This window comes from Ensifer sp. PDNC004, from assembly GCF_016919405.1.
In the GTDB taxonomy this organism is placed as follows: Bacteria; Pseudomonadota; Alphaproteobacteria; order Rhizobiales; family Rhizobiaceae; genus Ensifer.
The window spans coordinates 105,853-123,911 of record NZ_CP070353.1 but is presented as its reverse complement, the minus strand read 5'-3'; the positions used below and the strand labels follow the sequence as shown (position 1 = coordinate 123,911).

General features: G+C 64.6%; 17 protein-coding genes and 1 riboswitch. Of the genes, 4 read left to right on the top strand and 13 right to left on the bottom strand.

Annotation, left to right across the window (positions count from 1 at the left end):
• Nucleotides 1-56: 56 nt before the first annotated feature.
• The 4 genes from JVX98_RS08495 (at nucleotide 57) to JVX98_RS08480 (ending at nucleotide 3,629) form a co-directional block, all read left to right on the top strand.
• Nucleotides 57-938, top strand: a complete 882-nt coding sequence (locus tag JVX98_RS08495) for an ABC transporter permease subunit (protein WP_192446781.1) — start codon at nucleotides 57-59, stop codon at nucleotides 936-938.
• A complete protein-coding gene (locus JVX98_RS08490) occupies nucleotides 935-1,717 on the top strand; it encodes an iron ABC transporter permease (RefSeq protein WP_205238308.1) in 783 nt (260 codons plus the stop codon). Before JVX98_RS08495 ends, JVX98_RS08490 begins: the two co-directional genes overlap by 4 nt.
• Before the next feature lie 11 nt (nucleotides 1,718-1,728).
• Complete coding sequence (locus tag JVX98_RS08485) at nucleotides 1,729-2,790, top strand: ABC transporter ATP-binding protein (protein ID WP_205238307.1); 1,062 nt, start codon at nucleotides 1,729-1,731, stop codon at nucleotides 2,788-2,790.
• Between the two features lie 123 nt (nucleotides 2,791-2,913).
• A riboswitch (FMN riboswitch) is annotated at nucleotides 2,914-3,063 on the top strand.
• A gap of 92 nt (nucleotides 3,064-3,155) precedes the next feature.
• Complete coding sequence (locus tag JVX98_RS08480; protein ID WP_205238306.1) at nucleotides 3,156-3,629, top strand: 6,7-dimethyl-8-ribityllumazine synthase; 474 nt, start codon at nucleotides 3,156-3,158, stop codon at nucleotides 3,627-3,629.
• A 276-nt stretch (nucleotides 3,630-3,905) separates the two neighbouring features.
• On the opposite strand, the gene JVX98_RS08475 is transcribed toward JVX98_RS08480, so the two are convergent.
• From JVX98_RS08475 to JVX98_RS08415, 13 genes are all read right to left on the bottom strand, one after another.
• Complete coding sequence (locus tag JVX98_RS08475; protein ID WP_205238305.1) at nucleotides 3,906-5,189, bottom strand: low temperature requirement protein A; 1,284 nt, start codon at nucleotides 5,187-5,189, stop codon at nucleotides 3,906-3,908.
• 211 nt (nucleotides 5,190-5,400) lie between these two features.
• A complete protein-coding gene (locus tag JVX98_RS08470) occupies nucleotides 5,401-5,844 on the bottom strand; it encodes an RpiB/LacA/LacB family sugar-phosphate isomerase (protein WP_205238304.1) in 444 nt (147 codons plus the stop codon).
• 42 nt (nucleotides 5,845-5,886) lie between these two features.
• Entirely contained in the window at nucleotides 5,887-6,654 is a 768-nt protein-coding gene (locus JVX98_RS08465) for a triose-phosphate isomerase (protein ID WP_205238303.1), read from the bottom strand.
• On the bottom strand, nucleotides 6,651-7,430 hold the full coding sequence (locus JVX98_RS08460; protein ID WP_205238302.1) for a DeoR/GlpR family DNA-binding transcription regulator: 780 nt from the start codon (nucleotides 7,428-7,430) through the stop codon (nucleotides 6,651-6,653). Before JVX98_RS08460 ends, JVX98_RS08465 begins: the two co-directional genes overlap by 4 nt.
• A gap of 75 nt (nucleotides 7,431-7,505) precedes the next feature.
• Nucleotides 7,506-8,468, bottom strand: coding sequence for a sugar phosphate isomerase/epimerase (locus tag JVX98_RS08455; protein ID WP_205238301.1), 963 nt, complete (start codon nucleotides 8,466-8,468; stop codon nucleotides 7,506-7,508).
• A 12-nt stretch (nucleotides 8,469-8,480) separates the two neighbouring features.
• Nucleotides 8,481-9,332, bottom strand: coding sequence for a TIGR01459 family HAD-type hydrolase (locus JVX98_RS08450; protein WP_246764978.1), 852 nt, complete (start codon nucleotides 9,330-9,332; stop codon nucleotides 8,481-8,483).
• Nucleotides 9,329-10,615: an FGGY-family carbohydrate kinase gene (locus JVX98_RS08445; protein WP_205238300.1), complete on the bottom strand. Its 1,287-nt coding sequence runs from the start codon at nucleotides 10,613-10,615 to the stop codon at nucleotides 9,329-9,331. Before JVX98_RS08445 ends, JVX98_RS08450 begins: the two co-directional genes overlap by 4 nt.
• Nucleotides 10,612-11,664, bottom strand: coding sequence for a class II aldolase/adducin family protein (locus JVX98_RS08440; protein WP_205238299.1), 1,053 nt, complete (start codon nucleotides 11,662-11,664; stop codon nucleotides 10,612-10,614). The genes JVX98_RS08445 and JVX98_RS08440 overlap by 4 nt, the downstream gene beginning before the upstream one ends.
• Before the next feature lie 10 nt (nucleotides 11,665-11,674).
• A complete protein-coding gene (locus JVX98_RS08435) occupies nucleotides 11,675-13,207 on the bottom strand; it encodes a glycerol-3-phosphate dehydrogenase (RefSeq protein WP_205239405.1) in 1,533 nt (510 codons plus the stop codon).
• Nucleotides 13,207-14,244, bottom strand: coding sequence for a 2-hydroxyacid dehydrogenase (locus JVX98_RS08430; protein WP_205238298.1), 1,038 nt, complete (start codon nucleotides 14,242-14,244; stop codon nucleotides 13,207-13,209). Before JVX98_RS08430 ends, JVX98_RS08435 begins: the two co-directional genes overlap by 1 nt.
• Nucleotides 14,241-15,818 (bottom strand): FGGY-family carbohydrate kinase, encoded by a 1,578-nt coding sequence (locus JVX98_RS08425; protein WP_205238297.1) that lies wholly within the window; start codon nucleotides 15,816-15,818, stop codon nucleotides 14,241-14,243. Before JVX98_RS08425 ends, JVX98_RS08430 begins: the two co-directional genes overlap by 4 nt.
• Entirely contained in the window at nucleotides 15,818-16,942 is a 1,125-nt protein-coding gene (locus tag JVX98_RS08420) for an ABC transporter ATP-binding protein (RefSeq protein ID WP_205238296.1), read from the bottom strand. Before JVX98_RS08420 ends, JVX98_RS08425 begins: the two co-directional genes overlap by 1 nt.
• On the bottom strand, nucleotides 16,939-18,057 hold the full coding sequence (locus JVX98_RS08415; protein ID WP_205238295.1) for an ABC transporter ATP-binding protein: 1,119 nt from the start codon (nucleotides 18,055-18,057) through the stop codon (nucleotides 16,939-16,941). The genes JVX98_RS08420 and JVX98_RS08415 overlap by 4 nt, the downstream gene beginning before the upstream one ends.
• Nucleotides 18,058-18,059: the final 2 nt, after the last annotated feature.

Here is an 18,059-nt window from a genome sequence, read left to right as displayed (position 1 = left end):
CTTGCAACAATCGATAACGCCCGCGTCGATAACGCGGCTTCAGGGGCGCGAACGGAATGTCATCTGCTAAACCCGACGCCAGCCCGCCGGCGCGTCGCCTACCGCTTCACTGGCTGGGCATCCTGCCCTTTGCCGCCTTCGTGACGCTGTTCCTGCTTCTGCCAACGATGAAGATCGTGGTCGGCGCGTTTCAGACGCCCGATGGCGGCTTCACGCTCGACAACATTCGCGGCCTGTTCACGCCGTCGATCCTCGGCGCCTACTGGATCTCCATCAAGATCAGCATCGCCTCCGCCCTTCTCGGCTGCCTGATCGGCTTTGCCATGGCGTCAGCCATCGTCTTCGGCGGCTTGCCGAAGGGGATCCGCGGACCGCTTTTGACCTTTTCCGGCGTCGCCTCCAATTTCGCCGGCGTGCCGCTCGCCTTCGCCTTTCTCGCGACGCTCGGCCCGGTCGGCATCGTCACCGTCTTCCTGCGGTCCAACTTCGGTCTCGACCTCAGGATGCTTGGCTTCAACCTGCTCTCCTTCTGGGGGCTGACGGTCACCTATCTCTTCTTCCAGATCCCGCTGATGATCCTGATCATCACGCCGGCGCTCGACGGCCTGAAGCGCGAATGGCGCGAGGCCGCAGAAATCCTCGGCGCAACCGGCCTGCAATATTGGCGCATGGTCGCCTTCCCGATCTTGTTGCCGTCGCTGCTCGGCACGCTGGCGCTGCTGTTTGCCAATGCCTTCGGCGCCGTTGCGACCGCGATCGCGCTCACCGGCTCGTCGCTGTCGATCGTGCCGATCCTGCTCTTTGCTCAGATCCGCGGCGACGTGCTCGGCAATCCGCATCTCGGCTACGCGCTCGCCTTCGGCATGATCGTCGTCACCGGTATCGCCAACGCGATCTATATCTGGCTGCGCAGCCGCAGCGAAAGGTGGCTGAAATGAAGAAGATCTGGGCCTGGGGAGCCCTCGTTTTCGGCCTCCTCTATTTCATCTTGCCGCTCATCGGCATGACCAACTTCTCGCTCAAGATGCGTCGCGGCGAGTATTCCTTCGACGCCTACGCCAAGGTCTTCGCCGATCCGCGTTTCCAGGAGACCTTCACCTATTCGGTGATGCAGGCGCTGTTCACCATCCTCTTCGGCGTGCTGCTCGTCGTGCCGACGGCCTATTGGGTGCGGCTGAAGCTGCCGCGGCTGCGTCCCATCATCGAGTTCATCACGCTTTTGCCGCTGGTCATCCCGGCGATCGTCATCGTCTTCGGCTACATCCGGCTCTACAACACCTCGAGCTGGCTGCCGCTGACGGGCTCGCTCACCGGCACCAACATCCTCCTGATGTTCGGCTATGCGACGCTTGCGCTGCCCTACATGTACCGCGCGGTGGATACGGGTCTTCGCACCATCGATGTCGCCACCTTGACCGAGGCGGCACAGAGCCTTGGCGCCGGCTGGACGACGATCCTTGCCAAGATCATTCTGCCGAACGTGCTCGTCGCCGTGCTCTCGGGCGCCTTCCTGACCTTTGCCATCGTCATCGGGGAGTTCACCATGGCGGCCCTGCTCAACCGCCCGGCTTTCGGCCCCTACATGCAGCTCTTGGGCGCCAACCGCGCCTATGAACCGGCCGCACTCGCCGTCATTGCATTCGGCATCACCTGGGGCTGCCTCGGCCTCATCCAGCTCGTCTCGCGCTTTCAAAAAAGCGCGCCTCCTAAGGCCTGAGGACCGCACCCATGAGTTTCCTGTCACTCACCAGCATCAAGAAGTCCTTCGGCCCGGTTCACGTCGTGCACGATTTCAACATGGACATCGAAAAGGGCGAGTTCGTCTCGTTCCTCGGGCCATCGGGCTGCGGCAAGACCACGGTCCTGCGCATGATCGCCGGCTTCGAAAGCCCGACCAGCGGCAAGATCGTCATCAACGGCCGCGACCAGAACTCGCTGAAGCCCAACCAGCGCAACATCGGCATGGTGTTCCAGGCCTATGCGCTGTTTCCCAACATGAACGTGCATGACAACGTCGCCTTCGGCCTCAAGGTCGCAGGTACAGACAAGTCGGAGATCGACGCGAGGGTGAAGCAGATGCTCGGGCTGATCAAGCTCGAGCACCTGGCGGACCGCTTCCCCTACCAGCTCTCCGGCGGCCAGCAGCAGCGCGTTGCGCTTGCCCGCGCGATTGCGGTCAAGCCGCAGGTGCTGCTGCTCGACGAGCCGCTGTCGGCGCTCGACGCCAAGATCCGCGTGTCGCTGCGCGAGGAAATCCGGCAGATCCAGCAGCAGCTCGGCATCACCACCGTCTTCGTCACCCACGACCAGGAAGAGGCGCTGTCGATCTCCGATCGCATCGTGGTCATGAATGCCGGCCGTGCCGACCAGATCGGCACCCCCTTCGAGATCTACAACACGCCGGCGACCCGCTTCGTCGCGTCCTTCGTCGGCACGCTCAGCATCATCGAGGGCAAGGTGGCGGACCCGGCCGCGGGCTCGGTCACCATTGGCAACCAGCAGGTGGCGCTGAAGGACCCGATCGCCGGCATGAAGGGCGGCGACAGCATTTCGCTGGCGCTGCGTCCCGAAGCAGGCTCGATCGCCGAAGGTGCCAAGGGTGACACGTCGCTTGCCGGCGAGGTCGTCTCGACGAGCTTCCTCGGCTCGGTCATCCGCACGCGCCTTCGCGTCGGCGGCGACGTCATCTCCTTCGACATGTTCAACAATCCGGGTGTTGCCCCGCCGGTTTCCGGCGACAACGTCACGCTGCGCTTTGCCGCCAAGGATCTCTTGGTCATCCGCGAGTAAGCGGATTGAAAGCCATCGGAACGATTTCTTCCGATGGCTCCAAACACTGGAAAAATCTGTCGTGATTTCCGGCATTTTCGTCGCACCGTGCGTTTGACCGCGCGCGGTCGCGCTATATAGTCGCGTTGTTCTCAGGGCGGGGTGAAATTCCCCACCGGCGGTAGCGGTCGCAAGGCCGAAGCCCGCGAGCGCCTCAGGGTTTCACCCTGGGGGTCAGCAGATCCGGTCAGATTCCGGAGCCGACGGTCACAGTCCGGATGGAAGAGAGCAAGCAGCAACGTGGGTTCCCGCGAAGGGGCCTCGCGCGCATGCATGTTCGCCCGACGGGATCATTGGAAACGCCAAACCCTGAAAGGCTTGAGACCATGACCATACTTTCCCACCCCACAGCCAAGATCGCGATCGTTCGTGCCCGCTGGCATGCCGATATCGTCGACCGCTGCGTCGATGCCTTTGTCGCGCAATGGACGAAGCTCGGCGGCTCGGCAGCCGACGTCGAGATCTTCGACGTGCCGGGCGCACTCGAAATTCCGCTGCATGCACAGACGCTCGCCAAAACCGGCCGCTATGCCGCGATCCTCGGCACCGCCTTCGTCGTCGACGGCGGCATCTACCGCCACGATTTCGTGGCCGGCACCGTGCTCGACGGCATGATGCGCGTGCAGCTCGACACCAACGTGCCGGTGCTTTCGGCCGTGCTGACGCCTCATAATTTCCAGGAAAGCGAACCGTTGATCGCCTTCTTCCGCGAGCACTTCGTGACCAAGGGCACGGAGGCGGCCAACGCCTGCGCCCAGATCCTCGACGCCCGCGCCAAGCTGGCGCTGGTCAACGCCTGATCAACGGTTGCCGGCACCTTCTCCCCGCTCGCGGGGAGAAGGACAGCTTTAGGAACCGCCGCCTAGCCGCCCGGTGCCATCAAGCACGGCGTACCAGAAGCTCCGAGTTCATGAGGGTTCTCGTCCCCTCTCCTCGCCTGCGGGGAGAGGTTAGTCCTCGGGTTAAAGCCGGGGAGAGGGGCGTATCGCCCCAGCAACCGTACCTGAATCAACCTCTGAAGCCCCTGAATCACATCGCCAGCAACAGCAAATAACCCGCTGTTTCGACTCGCAAAATCAATGCACCGCATCACTCTTGTGCAGGCTGCGCTCCAGAGCCGCCATGCGATGTCGATGCCCCGCCACCTCGTAGCCGACGATGGTGACGACCGGTGCCAGCATCAGGATGATCAGGCACTTGGCCATATCGAGCCCGGCGATCGCCGCGACCACGGACGCTGCCAGCACCAGCGCGGTGCCCGCGAGCAGCCAGAGGTGCAGGCGGTCCACCTGCTGCATGAGATAGGCGTACATCGCGTAGAGCAGCCCGATGTAGCACGCGACGGGCACCGCCACCGTCAGCACCGTTGCGACTGAACCGATATGCGCCTTGTGCTCGATGTAATAGGCCGCCACATGCAGGCCTGCGCCGGTGGCGACGATCGAGGCGAAGATCGGCATGTGGCCGTAGCCCCAGACGAAGGCCCGCTTGAGACGGTAGTGGTGCAGGATCTCCGCACTCGGCAGCAGGAAATAGATCCACCACATGCCGAAAGTGAGCCCAGTGCCGGCGAGGCAGACGAGCGCGACATCGAGGTCCCAGCCCTGCCCCTCGACCACGGCCGAGATCGAGGCGACCGTGCCGACGACCCCCTCCCCAAGCGCGATGATGGCAAGAAGCCCGTAGCGCTCGGCGATGTGGTGCGCATGCCAGGGCGTACCGCCGTCACGCGTTTCGGCGAAATAGGGGCCGAGCATTTCGATCGCCGTGAGCCCGACGACCATGGCGAAGGTCACCAGCAGCGAGAAGTCGACGAAGATCAGCACGATCCAGCCGATCTGGGCGACGCTGATCGCCTTCACATAGGTGAGGCAGGCATTGCGCCGTGCCGGGTCCTGGCGGCTCGCGCGCAGCCACTGGAAGAGCATCGCCACCCGCATGACGACATAGCCGAGCACCATGATGCCATTGTCGAGATGCGCGCCCTTGTCGATCGACTCGAACATCGGCGGCAGGCCGATCGCAAGGATCAGCACGCCGACCATCTGCACCATGGTAACGGCGCGGAAAATCCAGTCGTCCGTGTCATAGGCGGAGGCGAACCAGCTGAAATTGATCCAGGCCCAGCAGATCGAGAAGGTCGCGAGTGCAAAACCGAAGAGGCCGGCAAAGATGTGCCCCTCGGCGAGGAAATGGGCAAGCTGCGAAGCAGCCAGGCTGAAGGCAATGACGAAGGTCAGGTCGAACAGCAGCTCGAGCGTCGTCGCGGTCCGGTGATGTTCATGCGTGTCGCGGCCGCTCATGCGCGCCACGTGGTGGTGCGCGCTTTGATGCGGCTCGGTCGAGGTGGTTTCACTCATGCGGCAGCGCCTCTCATTTGACGATCCGCAAGAATATTCAAATATTTACAGAAGCCTCGTCAAGACGAAGCACAAGACCGGACATGAAAACGCCCGGCATCGCTGCCGGGCGTGTCGTCACGATGCCTGAGGGAGGATCAACGGCATCGCGAGATAGGTTAGGCCTTGAACCGGGAACCGGATGCAGACGGCAAGCCGCCCGCCCTTTTCCTCAACCGGCTCGCGCCGCATCCAGGCGGTTGATCGCCTCGACATTGCCGGCCGAAGAGCCGTTCGGGTCGAACTCGGAGGCGAGCCAGGTGTCGACGATCGACTTTGCCAGTTCCGGTCCGATGACGCGGGCGCCCATTGTGATGATCTGGGCGTTGTTCGACTTCGCCGCCCGCTCGGCCGAATAGGTATCGTGCGTCAACGCCGCGCGGATGCCCGGCACCTTGTTGGCGGAGATGCACACGCCGATGCCGGTGCCGCAGAATAGGATGCCGCGGTCATGCTTGCCCTCGACAACCTGCTGCGCCAGGTTCTGCGCGAGATCCGCATAGAAGCCGGACCGGCTGAGGTCGACGACTTCCACGTCGCTGCGGCCGCTCAGATGGGCGGCGATGACATCCAGCAGGGGCTTGCCGGCGCTGTCGGCTCCAATTGCAATCTTCATGATTGTTCCTTTCGTTCTTCTTGAGCTGCAACGGCCGGAGGCTCAGATCGCCTTGGCGACGCGCTGCAGAATGTCGAGATAGCCACTCACGTCCCAGGCGGAGCGGCCGATGAAGAGCCCGTCGATATGCGCCTGGGTGATCATTTCTTCGCAATTGCCGGGATTGACGCTGCCGCCGTAGAGCACCGGCACGCGCCTGCCGAGTGTCGCTTCCGCCACCTCGGCGATGCGCTTGTGGCGCTCGTCGGCATAGTCAGCTGTCGCCGGGATACCGTTGACGCCGATCGCCCAGACCGGCTCATAGGCAAGCAGGATCGTGGCGGACTTCGCCTCGCCTTCGAGAAGCTCAAGCGCGCCTTCGACCTGGCGCTTCAGCACTTGGTCCGCCTCGCCCGCTTCGCGCTCGGACAGCGTCTCGCCGATGCAGATCAGCGGCACCAGGCCATGGCGCACGGCGGCTGCCGTCTTCAGGCCGACGGTGCCGTCGGTCTCGCCGAAATGTTCGCGGCGCTCGCTGTGGCCGAGCTCGACCACGTCGAGGTTGCAGTCTTTCAGCATCAGCGGCGACACCTCGCCGGTCCAGGCGCCGGCATCGTCCCAATGCATGTTCTGCGCACCAACCTTGACGCTGGTGCCGGAAAGCCGCGCCTTGACCTCGCGCACCGCCGTGAACGGCGGAATGACGAAACGCTGGATGCGCTCGTCACGCGATGCGTCGGCCGCAGCAAGACCCTCGGCAAAGACCATCGCCTCGGCGAGCGTCTTGTTCATCTTCCAGCTGGTTCCGACCCAGAGGCCCGACTTCTTCATGCTTTCTCCTTGGAATTGTCGACCCTGACCAGCCGGATGCCCGCCTCTTCGAGTGGTGCTGCATGTTCGGCCGAAACTTCGGCACCGGTCAGCACCGCGTCGAAGGCATTAAGCCCGGTCAGGAAATGGAGCGCCGAGCGCCCGAATTTGTCGTGGTCCACCAGCAGGTATTTGCGCTTGGCCGCCTTCACCATCAGGCGCTTGGCCTGCACCACCTCCTGGTCCTGGTGGAAGGCCGTCGTGCCCTCGATCGCCGAACTTGAAAGAAAGGCGATGTCGACGCGCAACGACCGCAACGCCTCGTCGGTGACGATGCCGAAGAAGCCGTTGAACTTCTTGCTGTACTGGCCGCCGAGCGCGATCACATTGATGCCGGGGGCGCCCGAGAGGCTGGTGATGACGCCGAGATTGTTGGTGATGACCGTCAGCGGCCGGATGTCGCGGATGCACTCGGCGATCGCGCCGGTCGTCGAGCTGTCGTCGATCAGGATGCTCTGCCCCGGTTCGATCAGGCTCGCCGCATGTTCGGCGATGCGCCGCTTCTCCGAAATCGCGATCTTCTCGCGGTAGCGGAAATCGCTTTCGAATTGCGGGCTCGACTGGATCGAGGCGCCGCCATGCACCTTGCGCAGGAGGCCCGCCTGTTCGAGGTCGTCGAGGTCGCGATGCACCGTCATCTTGCTGACGCCAAAGCGTAAGGACAGGTCCTCGACGGACGCCGTTCCAGCCTCCATCAGCACATCCATGATCGCCTGTCGCCTGTCTTCCGGCTTCATCGTCTCGGTCCCGATTACGCGCAGCCTTGGCCACGCTCACCGTGAGAAGATAACACCTATTTGTGATATTTCAATTTATCGAACGTGATTTTGTGATCTTTCAGTGTGATTTTTTGTGCGATTGAATCCCGTGTCGATATGGGGCTCCCAGAATTCGACCGACTCCCGGATCATCTCGACGACGTTGTGATCCGTCGGCTCGCGCTCACGGAAGGAAAGCTCCAGGCAGATCTCGTTGTCGGTGCCGCCACCGGCCTTGACCGCGCCGATCAGCTTCTCCGGCGTGATCCGGCCGTCGCGGTTATAGGCGGCGGTGAACGGCCAATGGCCGCCCTTGTTCATCGACGACTGCTTGATGTGGATGATCGGCGAACGCTCCGGGAAGGCACCGGCCCAGGCATAGGGATCGATGTCGTCGGGGTTATCGGAGGTGACGTCGCCATGGTCGATATCGACCATCATCTTCATCGGGATCGGCAGTTGCGCTTCTGCGAGCCGCCGATCGAGCGTCCGGCATTCCGCGATCGTGTGGCCGAACTCGCGGCCGACCGACATCGGCTCCCAGAACACATAGGAAAGCCCCGCCGCGCGACCGTGCTCGGCAACCTCCCGCCAGCAGTCGATGGCGATCCGCATCATCTCCTCGCGCCGCGCGGGATCGTCATAATCCTTGAGCGTGAAGATCGCGAACTGCGTGCCCATGCCGGAGGCGCCGAGTTCGGCGGAGATATCGGCAAAGGTCTTGAACCAGTCGACATAGTAGCGCCTGACATCCGGGTCCGGATGGCCGAAATGGTTGAGGCGGCCATAGGGGCCGGTCATACCCGAGGTGATCTTCACGCCGGTGCGGTCGATTGCCCGACGAAACTGCCTGAGGGTCTTGGCGATCGTTGCCGCCGGCCAGCCCGGGTTGACGAATTCGTGGGTGAGCTGCACGTAGCCGATGCGAATCTTCTCGGCGATCGTGTCGATGAGGTCGTCAGGCTCGGCGAAGCGGTTGACCAGCGGATTGGTGTTGAGCGACAGCGTGAAGGCCACGATCGGCTCCCCCTACCAGATGAATTTCGGAAGAATGAAATCGGGGCTGGCGCCATGCTCGGCAAAGAGTTTGCGACGCTCCTCGCCGGAGGCGTTCTCAAGGATCCCGGTCGTCACCAGCACCGAGTGAAGCCCTGCATTCGCAGCACCGGCAATGTCGTGCTCGATGCTGTCGCCGATCGCGCAGACCCGGGTCAGCTCGGGCTGCCCGAGAAATTCGAGCGCTGACGCATAGATGTCGGCAAAGGGCTTGCCTATCCAGCGGACGGTGCCTCCAAGTTCGTCGTAAAGCTCGGCGATGCGGCCAGCGCCGAAGGCGGTCCCTTCCTTCGTCAACATCACCTTGTCGGGATTGGTACAGAGACATGGAACGCCGCGCGCTGCCGCAGGCGCAAGCAACGCTTCATAGTGCGAAAGTGGGTAGACGTCGCCCTCGCTCGCGGCGAGCAGCACGAAATCGGCATCGGCACCGCTCTTCGTGCGTTCGAGGTCTAGCCCGGCAATCGGCGACTGGTCGTCGTCGCGGCTGACCAGCAGGCACTTGCGCGTACCGCTGCTCGCGCCCTCGCCCTCCCGCTTGAGGATCTGCCAGGCGACCTCGCCCGAGGTCAAAAACCAGTCCCAGCTTCCCGAGACGAAACCGAGATCGGCAAGGCGGCGATCGTTTTCCGCCGAGCGCTTGCCGGAATTGGAGAGAATGATGATGCGCTTTCCCGCATCCTTCAGCTGAACCAGTGTTTCGGCCGCGCCCGGATAGGGCCCGCGACCATCGCGCAGCACGCCGAACTGATCGATCAGGAAGGCGTCGTAGCGATCGGCAATCTCGCCAAGTCCCTCGATCGCAGTCGCTTGGGCAAACGTCACAGCACACCAGCCTTTCTCGCGCCGGCCAGCGCCAGCCGCGCCGTGCCGGCGGCCGCCTCCTCGGAAGACGCAGACAGGAATGGCACGCCGAGCTTTCGCGCCCGGATCGCGCTCCAGGCCGCGTTCTTCGCACCACCGCCGACACTGCGGAGTGAACGGAGCGCCGGCCCGCCGAGCGACGTCAGCCGCTGATAGGCGAGGCTCTCGACCCCTGCGATGCCCTCGAAGATCGCCTTGAGGAAGGTCGCGTCGTCGGCCGGTCGCGGGCTCATGCGCGGGGCGAAATCCGGATCGGCGATCGGAAAGCGCTCGCCGGGCTTCACCAGCGGATAATAGCCGAGCCCGGTGTCGATGGCCGGATCGATCCCGGCCGAAAGTGTTGCGATCCGCTCCGGCGAGAAATGCTCGGCCAGCACCACGCCGCCCGTATTGGACGCTCCGCCCGCCAGCCACATCTCGCCGATGCGGTGGCTGTAGAGCCCGTATTCCGGCGCAAACAGCGGCCGGTCGGACAGCATCTTCACCGTCAGCGTCGTGCCGAGGGCGCTCACGCCATCACCCGGACGATCGGCGCCGGTGGCCAGAAACGAGGCGCAGCCGTCCGTGGTGCCGGCAACCACCACCACGTCATCCGAAAGCCCGAAAGCATCGGCCGCTTCCGGAGCAATCGTCGCGATCGGCGCGCCGGCCGGCAGCACGTCGGGCAAAAGCTCGACGCGTGCGCCGGTCCTTTCCATCCAGTCCGGCCAGGACCGCGACACGGGATCGTAGCCGGTCTTCAGCGCATTGTTCTCGTCGGAGACATCGTAGAGACCGGTGAAATGCCCCGCGAGCCAATCGGCCTGATGGATCACCCGGAAGACACCCGGCAGCGACTGAAAGGCGAGAAGCTTGGCAAGGCCGGAGGTGGCGCCATGGGCAGCACTTTCGCGCGGTGCATGGGCCGAGACCGCGTCGAGCAGCGCGCGGTCGGCAACCGGATCGTTGTACATCATTGGCGTCGCCAGCGGCGCGCCCGTCCGATCGACCGGCAGCATCGTGCCCGACGTGCCGTCGATCGAAAGTGCAACGACCTTCCGCCTGTCGATACAGCCAAGCGCTTCCGCAAGCGCCGCCTGCACCGCTTTCCACCAACCCACGGGATCGCGGTGATCCGCGGAGAAAGCCGAGAGCTTCGCCGCACCTGATGCGACGACGGTCCCGTCCACCGCCATGGCGACCGCACGGGCGCCCGAAGTGCCAAGGTCGATGCCGACGACGAGCTTGTCGAATTGGCCGCTCATTGCAGCACCTGCCCCGCGCGGTTGAGCTGCTGTCGGTATTTCTCGGCATCCCAGCCGAGAAGTTCGGCGTTTTCGGCTTCCGTCAGGTAGCGCAGCCGAGCGTCCGCCGGAATGCGGGTCGTCACGTCAGCAAGGCATCGCGCCATGGCGAAGGCGCCGGCGGAAATCTCCTTCTGCACCAGCACGCCCTTGCCCGGGAAGAGCAGCAACGGCGGCGGGCTGTTACCTGCCGCACGCAGCTTCGTCTCGATCGAAAGGGCGGTCTCGCCGGGCGCGGCGACCACGACACCCTTGCCAAGGAAGATGACATGGTCGGGGTAGAGGCTGCCGCCGGCGGCAAGCCGGCAACTGTCGAGATCTGCAGCGACCGAATGCAGGGCAACGTCCTCCGGCAGACGGTAATCGCTGTCGACCGCCAGGCGCGAAAGCGCCGCCACATCGGCGGCGGGAGCGATCCTGCGTGCGCCGGTCAGCCGACGGGTAATATCCGTGAGCAGGATCGCCGCATCGACCACGGTTTCAGCAGCGACCACCAGGCCGTGATTACCGAGCACCAGCACCGACGTGTTGTCCTGCATCCGTTCGGCAATCGCCCGCGCAAGCGGCAGACCCGGCCGGGCGTAGGGCACGAAGACATGGGGGTAGCCGGCAAGCCGCTCGGCAGCGATTGCCGCACCGTTGGTCTGCACCGCCGTCGCGATCGTCTCGACGCAGTGCACATGCACCACCACCTTTTGCGGCATCAGCGCATGCACGGTCGTTTCGATCGAGGGGCGCAGGCCCGAGGGGTTGCGCTCGGCGATCACGAAATCCTGCGCCTTTTCTGTCGCCGGGTCGTTCGCATCCAGTGCTTCGAGCAAGGGCTCGAGCGCCACCGGCACCATGACGTCGCGCTGGCGGGCATGCGCCAGCCACAGGCCAGACGCCTTGATCCAGAGCGTTCCGCCCTCCTTGATCGAGGTGTTGCCGCCCGCCCCTTGCACCAGCAGCGGGTCCGCCCCGACGCGGGCCGAAAGATCGAGAAGCGCTTCGAATTCCAGACTTCGCATCCGTTCTCCTTCAGGCCGCGGCCTGCTGGCGGTCCAGCCAATGGGTAAAAGCCTGCCGCTCGGCCTGCGTCATGTGCAGACCATGCTTGGTGCGCCGGTCAAGAATGTCGTCCGCCGTCAGCGCCCATTCGTTTTCAATCAGGAAGCGCGCCTCGCACTCACGGAAGAGCGGACCGAAGGCCGGACCGAGATCGTCGAGCGACGTGGCGCCAGCCAGCAGCGCATGTGTCCGGGTGCCATAGAGGCGCGCGTAGTGCTTGGCGAGGTCCGATGGCAACCAGCGATAGCGAGCCTTGAGCTCGCCCAGGAACAAATCGAAATCGGCCTCCGCCATGTCACCGCCCGGCAGATGCGCCTTCGCCGTCCAGGCCGGCCCCATCCTGGGGAAGAAGGGCTTCAGCCGTTCCAGCGCATGTTCGGAAAGCTTGCGAAACGTGGTGATCTTGCCGCCGAAGACCGAAAGCAGCGGCGCCTGCCCGTCGGCCGCATCGACCTCGAAGATATAGTCGCGGGTGACCGCCGACGGGTTTTCGGCATTGTCGTCATAAAGCGGGCGCACGCCGGAGAAGCTGTGGACGATATCGTCAGACGTCAGCTGCTGCTTGAAGTAGCGGTTCACCGATTTCAGGAGATAGGCGATCTCGTTGTTATCCGCCGCCACGTCCTCGGGCCGACCCTCATAGGGAATATCCGTCGTGCCGATCAGCGCCAGGTCGTTCTGGTAGGGATTGATGAAGATCACGCGCTTGTCCGGGTTCTGCACCAGATAGGCCTGCCGCCCCTCCCAGAATTTCGGCACGACGATGTGGCTGCCCTTGACCAGCCGCACGCTGCGGCTGGAGTTCAAGCCGCCGATCCGGCCGATGACGTCGTTGACCCAGGGACCGGCGGTGTTGACCACACAGCGCGCCCTCGCCTCGGTCTTGGCGCCGGTGCGCGTATCGGTCATCTCGATAGACCAGAGCCCGTCGCGCCTACGGATCGCGCTGCAGGCGGTGCGCGTCAGCACCCAGGCACCACGATCACGGGCATCGAGCGCGTTCAGAACGACGAGACGCGCGTCGTCCACCCAACAGTCGGAATATTCGAACGCCTTGCGATACGCACGCTTGATCGGCGCGCCCTCGGGCGCGGTCGCAAGGTCGAGGCTGCGGGTGCCCGGCAGACGCTTGCGGCCGCCGAGATGGTCGTAGAGGAAAAGCCCGAGCCGAACGAGCCAGGCCGGCCGGTCCTCAGGGTTGTGCGGCAGCACGAAACGCATCGGCCAGATGATGTGCGGCGCGGATTGCAGCAGCACCTCGCGCTCGATCAGCGCCTCGCGCACCAGGCGGAACTCGTAATATTCGAGGTAGCGCAGGCCGCCATGCACCAGCTTGCCGGAGCGCGAGCTGGTGCCCTGGGCCAGATCGTCCTTCTCGCACAGCAACACCGAGAGCCCGCGCCCTGCCGCGTCGCGTGCAATGCCCGCACCGTTGACGCCGCCGCCGACGACGAACAGATCGTATATTCCGGTCTCGGAACTCAACGTCGTTCCTCCTGTCATCAGCACGGATTGACCGGCGGCAGACCGGCGATATAGCGGCGGACTTCCTCGGCCGCCATTTCGGCGGCAAAGGTGACGGTGCGCACCGAGGCGCCGGCGATATGCGGCGTCAGCGTCACGTTCGGCAGCTGCAGCAGCGGCCAGCCCTCCGGCACCGGCTCGATCGCGAAGGTTTCGAGCATCGCTGCCGACAGATGGCCGCTCACCAGATTGTCGTAAAGCGCGTCGTAGTCGCAGAGCGGTCCGCGTGCAGTGTTCACGAAGATTGCGCCGGGCTTCATCTTGGCAAAGGTCTCGGCGTTCATCATGTTGCGCGTCTCTTCGGTGACCCGCGGATGCAGCGTCACGACATCGGAGCGGGAAAGCAGCGTGTCGAGCGAGACCTGCTCGACGCCGGCGTTGAGATCGTCGGCCGAGAGCTGCACATAGGGATCATGCACCAGCACCTTGGTGCCAAAGGCCCGCAAGAGCCGTACCACCTTGGTGCCGATATTGCCGTAGCCGATGACGCCGACGGTCATCTCGCAAAGCTCGCGGCCGGTGCGATCGGCGCGGTAGAGATCGCCGCGCCATTCGCCCTTGCGCAGCGCCTCATGGCCGGTGCGGATCAGCCGCGTCTCGGCAAGGATCGCGCCGAGCGTGAACTCGGCGACGGCGTTGGCATTGCGGCCGGGCGTGTTGACGACACGAACGCCGGCATCGCGCGCGGCTCCCATGTCGATATTGACAGGACCGCCGCGCGAGACGGCGACGAGCTTAAGGCCGGGCAACGCCTCGAGCATTCCGCGCGACAGCGGCGCGAGCTGCGTCACCAGGATTTCCGCGTCGGCGATGAAGTCGATCATTTCTTCCGGCTTGCCGAGATATTCCTTGAGACCGTCCATGCCTTCGACGGCATAACCGTGCTCCATCGGCACATCCGGCCAGGGCAGTTCGAGCGTGCGGATGTCATGGCCGTTGCCGGTTGCCTCGACGATCTTGTCGCGAAACACGTCCGGCAGCATGAACCGGTCGCCGATAATGGCTATCTTCTTCATTTCGATGTTTCCTGTTGAGTTCCCGCGGCCGCACCTTGGGAGAGTGCGTGCCAGACGGGCCTGAGCGCTGTGCGCGACTGCTGGTAGGTGGGGAAGAGTTCGTCATAGCGGCGGGCAAGCGCCGGGTCGGCGGCTTCCGCGGGACGCTGATAGGGCGTAACCCAATCGCCGAGGCAATCGGCCATCGAGGGATAGATGCCGAGCGAGACGGCGGCGATCATCGCCGCACCGGCAGCCCCCGCCTCCTCCCGCTCGCTCGTCTGGACGCTGGCGCCAATTGCGGCGCCAAGAATGCGGCGGAGCGAAGCGCTGCGGGCAGCGCCACCCGTCAGGCGAATACGCCCGGGCAGCGGCCCCATCTCGGCGTAACAATCGCGCGCGGCCATGGCGAGCCCGTCAAGGACCGCCTTCACCATGTCGGGAAAGCCGTGGGTGATCGAGAGCCCGACGAAGGACGCCCGCGCCGTCGCATCGACGAAAGGTCCGCGCTCGCCGGCCTCCGAAATATAGGGCTGGAAGATGAGCGGCGTGTCCTTCGCGTCCGCCAGCCAGCCATCGACATAAGCGAGCAACTCGCTCTTGGATTTCTCCACGCCCATGCCCTTCAGCAGGCCGGATGCGAGCGAGAGGATCCAGTCGATATTGAGCGTCGCGGCCATGTTCGACTGCATCTGCGCGTAGGCGCCGGGGATCGGCATGCACATGGTGTAGCCGGTCAAGTCCCGGTTCAGCCGCACATCGTCGGCGCCATTGGCGAGCCGCATATGCATGCCGGTCGAGCCGATGATCGAGCAACCCGTATCGGTGCCCGGATCATAAAGCCCGGCGCCAAGCGCGGTGCAGACGACATCGACGTAACCGAGCACGATGGGCGTGCCCTCGGTGAGGCCGGTGATGGCAGCGGCCTCAGCCGTAAGCGCGTGATGCGTCGCCGCACCGTCGACGATCTCCGGCAGAACATGTTTCAGCTTTTCGAGCCCGAGAAAGCGGATGACATCGTCGTTGTAGCTGCGGGTGCGAAAATTGCCGAAGCTGAAATTCGCCTCGGAGGGATCGGTCGCCCGCTTGCCGGTCAGCTTGAAATAGAGCCAGTCCTTGCAGTGGAACGTGGTGGCGACGCCCGAGAGCATCTCGGGCGCATGGTCGCTCATCCAGCGAAGCTGCGGCCCCTGCTGGCAGGCGGCAAGGCCCGAGCCGGTGCTCTCGAACCGGGCGATATCGCCGCTGTCGGCGCGAAGCCGCTCCACCGTCTCGCCGGCGCGCGCGTCGAGCCAGAGCCAGCCCTTGCCGACCGGCGCACCCGCTCTGTCGATCATCCAGGTGCCGTCGCCCTGACCGGTCACCGCGATCGCGGCGACGCGGCCGGCGAGGTTTCCGATCTTGTCGGAGAGCTGCTTCAGCGTCGTTGCCGCGTCGGCCCAGGTGCGGTCGAGATCCTGCACGCTGCCGGCGCGGCCGACGGCCTCATAGGCGTTCGGCAGCGCCGCCGTGGCGATCTGCCGGCCGCGAAGATCGAAGGCCACCGACTTGATGACCGACGTCCCCGCATCGATGCCGATGAGGATGTCCCGCATCAGGCGAGCTCCTGTCCATGGCTGATCGCCCGGCCGCTCTCGCCGTCGAAGACGTGCAGGCTCGACGGGTCGAGATGGATGCCGATCGGCTGGCCGACATCGAGCTCCGTGCGGTCATGCTCGACGAGCACCAAGGTGCCGCCGGCGAAGTCCGCGGCAATATGGGTCTGGTCGCCGAGCCACTGGTTGACGGCGACCCGTCCGGTCACGCCATCGGCGCTGCGGCGCACCGAATAGGGCCTGATGCCGAGCACCACCTTCTGCCGTTTGATCAATTCGTCGCGCACCGCATGCGAAAAATCGGAAGCCGGATATTCGAGCCGCACGCCGTCCTTGAGGCCAAAGGCCATCTTGCTTTCGGAGCCGGTGACGCTCGCCTCAAAGACATTCATCGGCGGCTCGCCGACGAACGTACCGGTGAAGAGATTGGCCGGCCGCTCCTTGATCTTCTGCGGCGTGTCGAACTGCTGCAGCACGCCACCTTCCATGACGGCGATACGGTCGGCAAGCGCGTTGGCTTCCGTCTGGTCGTGGGTGACGAGGATCGCCGTCAGCCCGCGCTCCTTGATGAAATGCTTGATGCGGCCGCGAAGCAGCGCGCGAAGCTGCGGCTCGAGCTGTCCCATCGGCTCGTCGAGCAGGTGCAGGTTGGCGTCGCGGATCAACGCTCGTCCGAGCGAAGCGCGCTGCTGCTGGCCGCCGGAGATCGAGCTTGGATAGCGCCCGAGAATGTCCTCGATTTCGAGCAGCTTGGCGATGCCGGCCACCTTCTCGTCGACGACCCTCTGCGAGAGCTTGGAGGCCTTGAGCGCGAAGGCGATGTTCTCGCGCACCGTCAGCGGCGGATAGAGCGAGTAACCTTCGAACGCCATGGCGACGTTGCGGCGCACCGGCGGCAGGGTCTGGACCTCGCGTCCGGCAAGCGAGATCGTGCCGCGCGACACCGCCTCGAAGCCGGCGATCATGCGCAGCGTCGAGGTCTTGCCGCAGCCGGACGAGCCGAGCAGCGCGATGATCTCGCCCTTCCTGACATCCATGTTCAGCTTCTTCACGGCATGCACGCCGTAGTCGACGGGGCCGTAGAACTTGTCGACGTCCTTGATCAGAAGGGCGGTGTCGGTCATGCCGCTTCTCCATTGCGCTTGGCTGCAAGGTCGGCGCGCGGCAAAAGAGCACCGCCCGCCTTGTCGAAGAGAAAGGCCTGCATGCCATTGACGGCAATATGGGCAGGCCCTGCGGTCGGACCAGGCGTGCCGGCCGGCCGCGACACCAGGATTTCGCGGCCACGGGCGGTCAGCGCCAACGTTACGGTCTTTTCGTTGAGCGGCGTTTCCGCCTCCACCGTCACAGGGATGGCACCCGGTGCTGCCGCATCGACGAAGCTGATCGTCTCGGGACGCAGGCCAAGCACGCACTGGCGGCCGACGACATCGGCGCCGTAATCCCCAAGCCGCACCCGGACGTTCGAAAGCTCGACGAAGACGTCTCCACCGCTGCGCTGCGGCGTGACATCGAGCAGGTTGATGGTGGGATCGCCGAAGAGCCGGGCGATCTCGATATCGGCAGGCGCGTTGTAGATCTCCTGCGGCGTGCCGATCTGGCGGATACGGCCAGCGGCCATGACCGCGATCCGGTCGCCGAGCGCCATCGCCTCCTTGTAGTCCTGGGTGACGTAGACGACCGTCGCGCCTTCAGCAGCCAGGAGCCGCGGCAGTTCAAGCCGCATCTCGAAACGCAGCTTGGCATCGACGTTACGCAGCGGGTCGTCGAGCAAAAGCAGCGGCGGCGAGCCGACAAGCGCACGGGCAAGGGCCGTGCGCTGCTTCTGGCCGTTCGACAGTGCCTTCGGGTGATGCGTCAGCACATGGTCGATCTTCAGCAGCTTGGCGACCTTCTGCACGCCGGCGGCGATCTTTTCCTTCGACGAGCGCGTCGCCGTCAGCGGGCTTGCAATGTTGTCGAAGGCGCTCATATGCGGGAACAGCGCGAAGTTCTGGAAGGCCATGCCGACGCCGCGGTGCTCGGCGTCCACATCGGTCATGTCCTCGCCGCCGATCAGCACCCTGCCCTCGTCCGGCTCGATGACACCGGCGACGAGGCGCAGGAGCACCGTCTTGCCGGCGCCAGAGGGGCCGAAGAGCACCAGCCGCTCGCCATCGGCGACGTCAAGAGTGAGGTCGTCGAGAACCGTCTGGCTCTTGTAGCGCTTGACGATGTTTTGCAGTTGCAAGGTGGTCATGA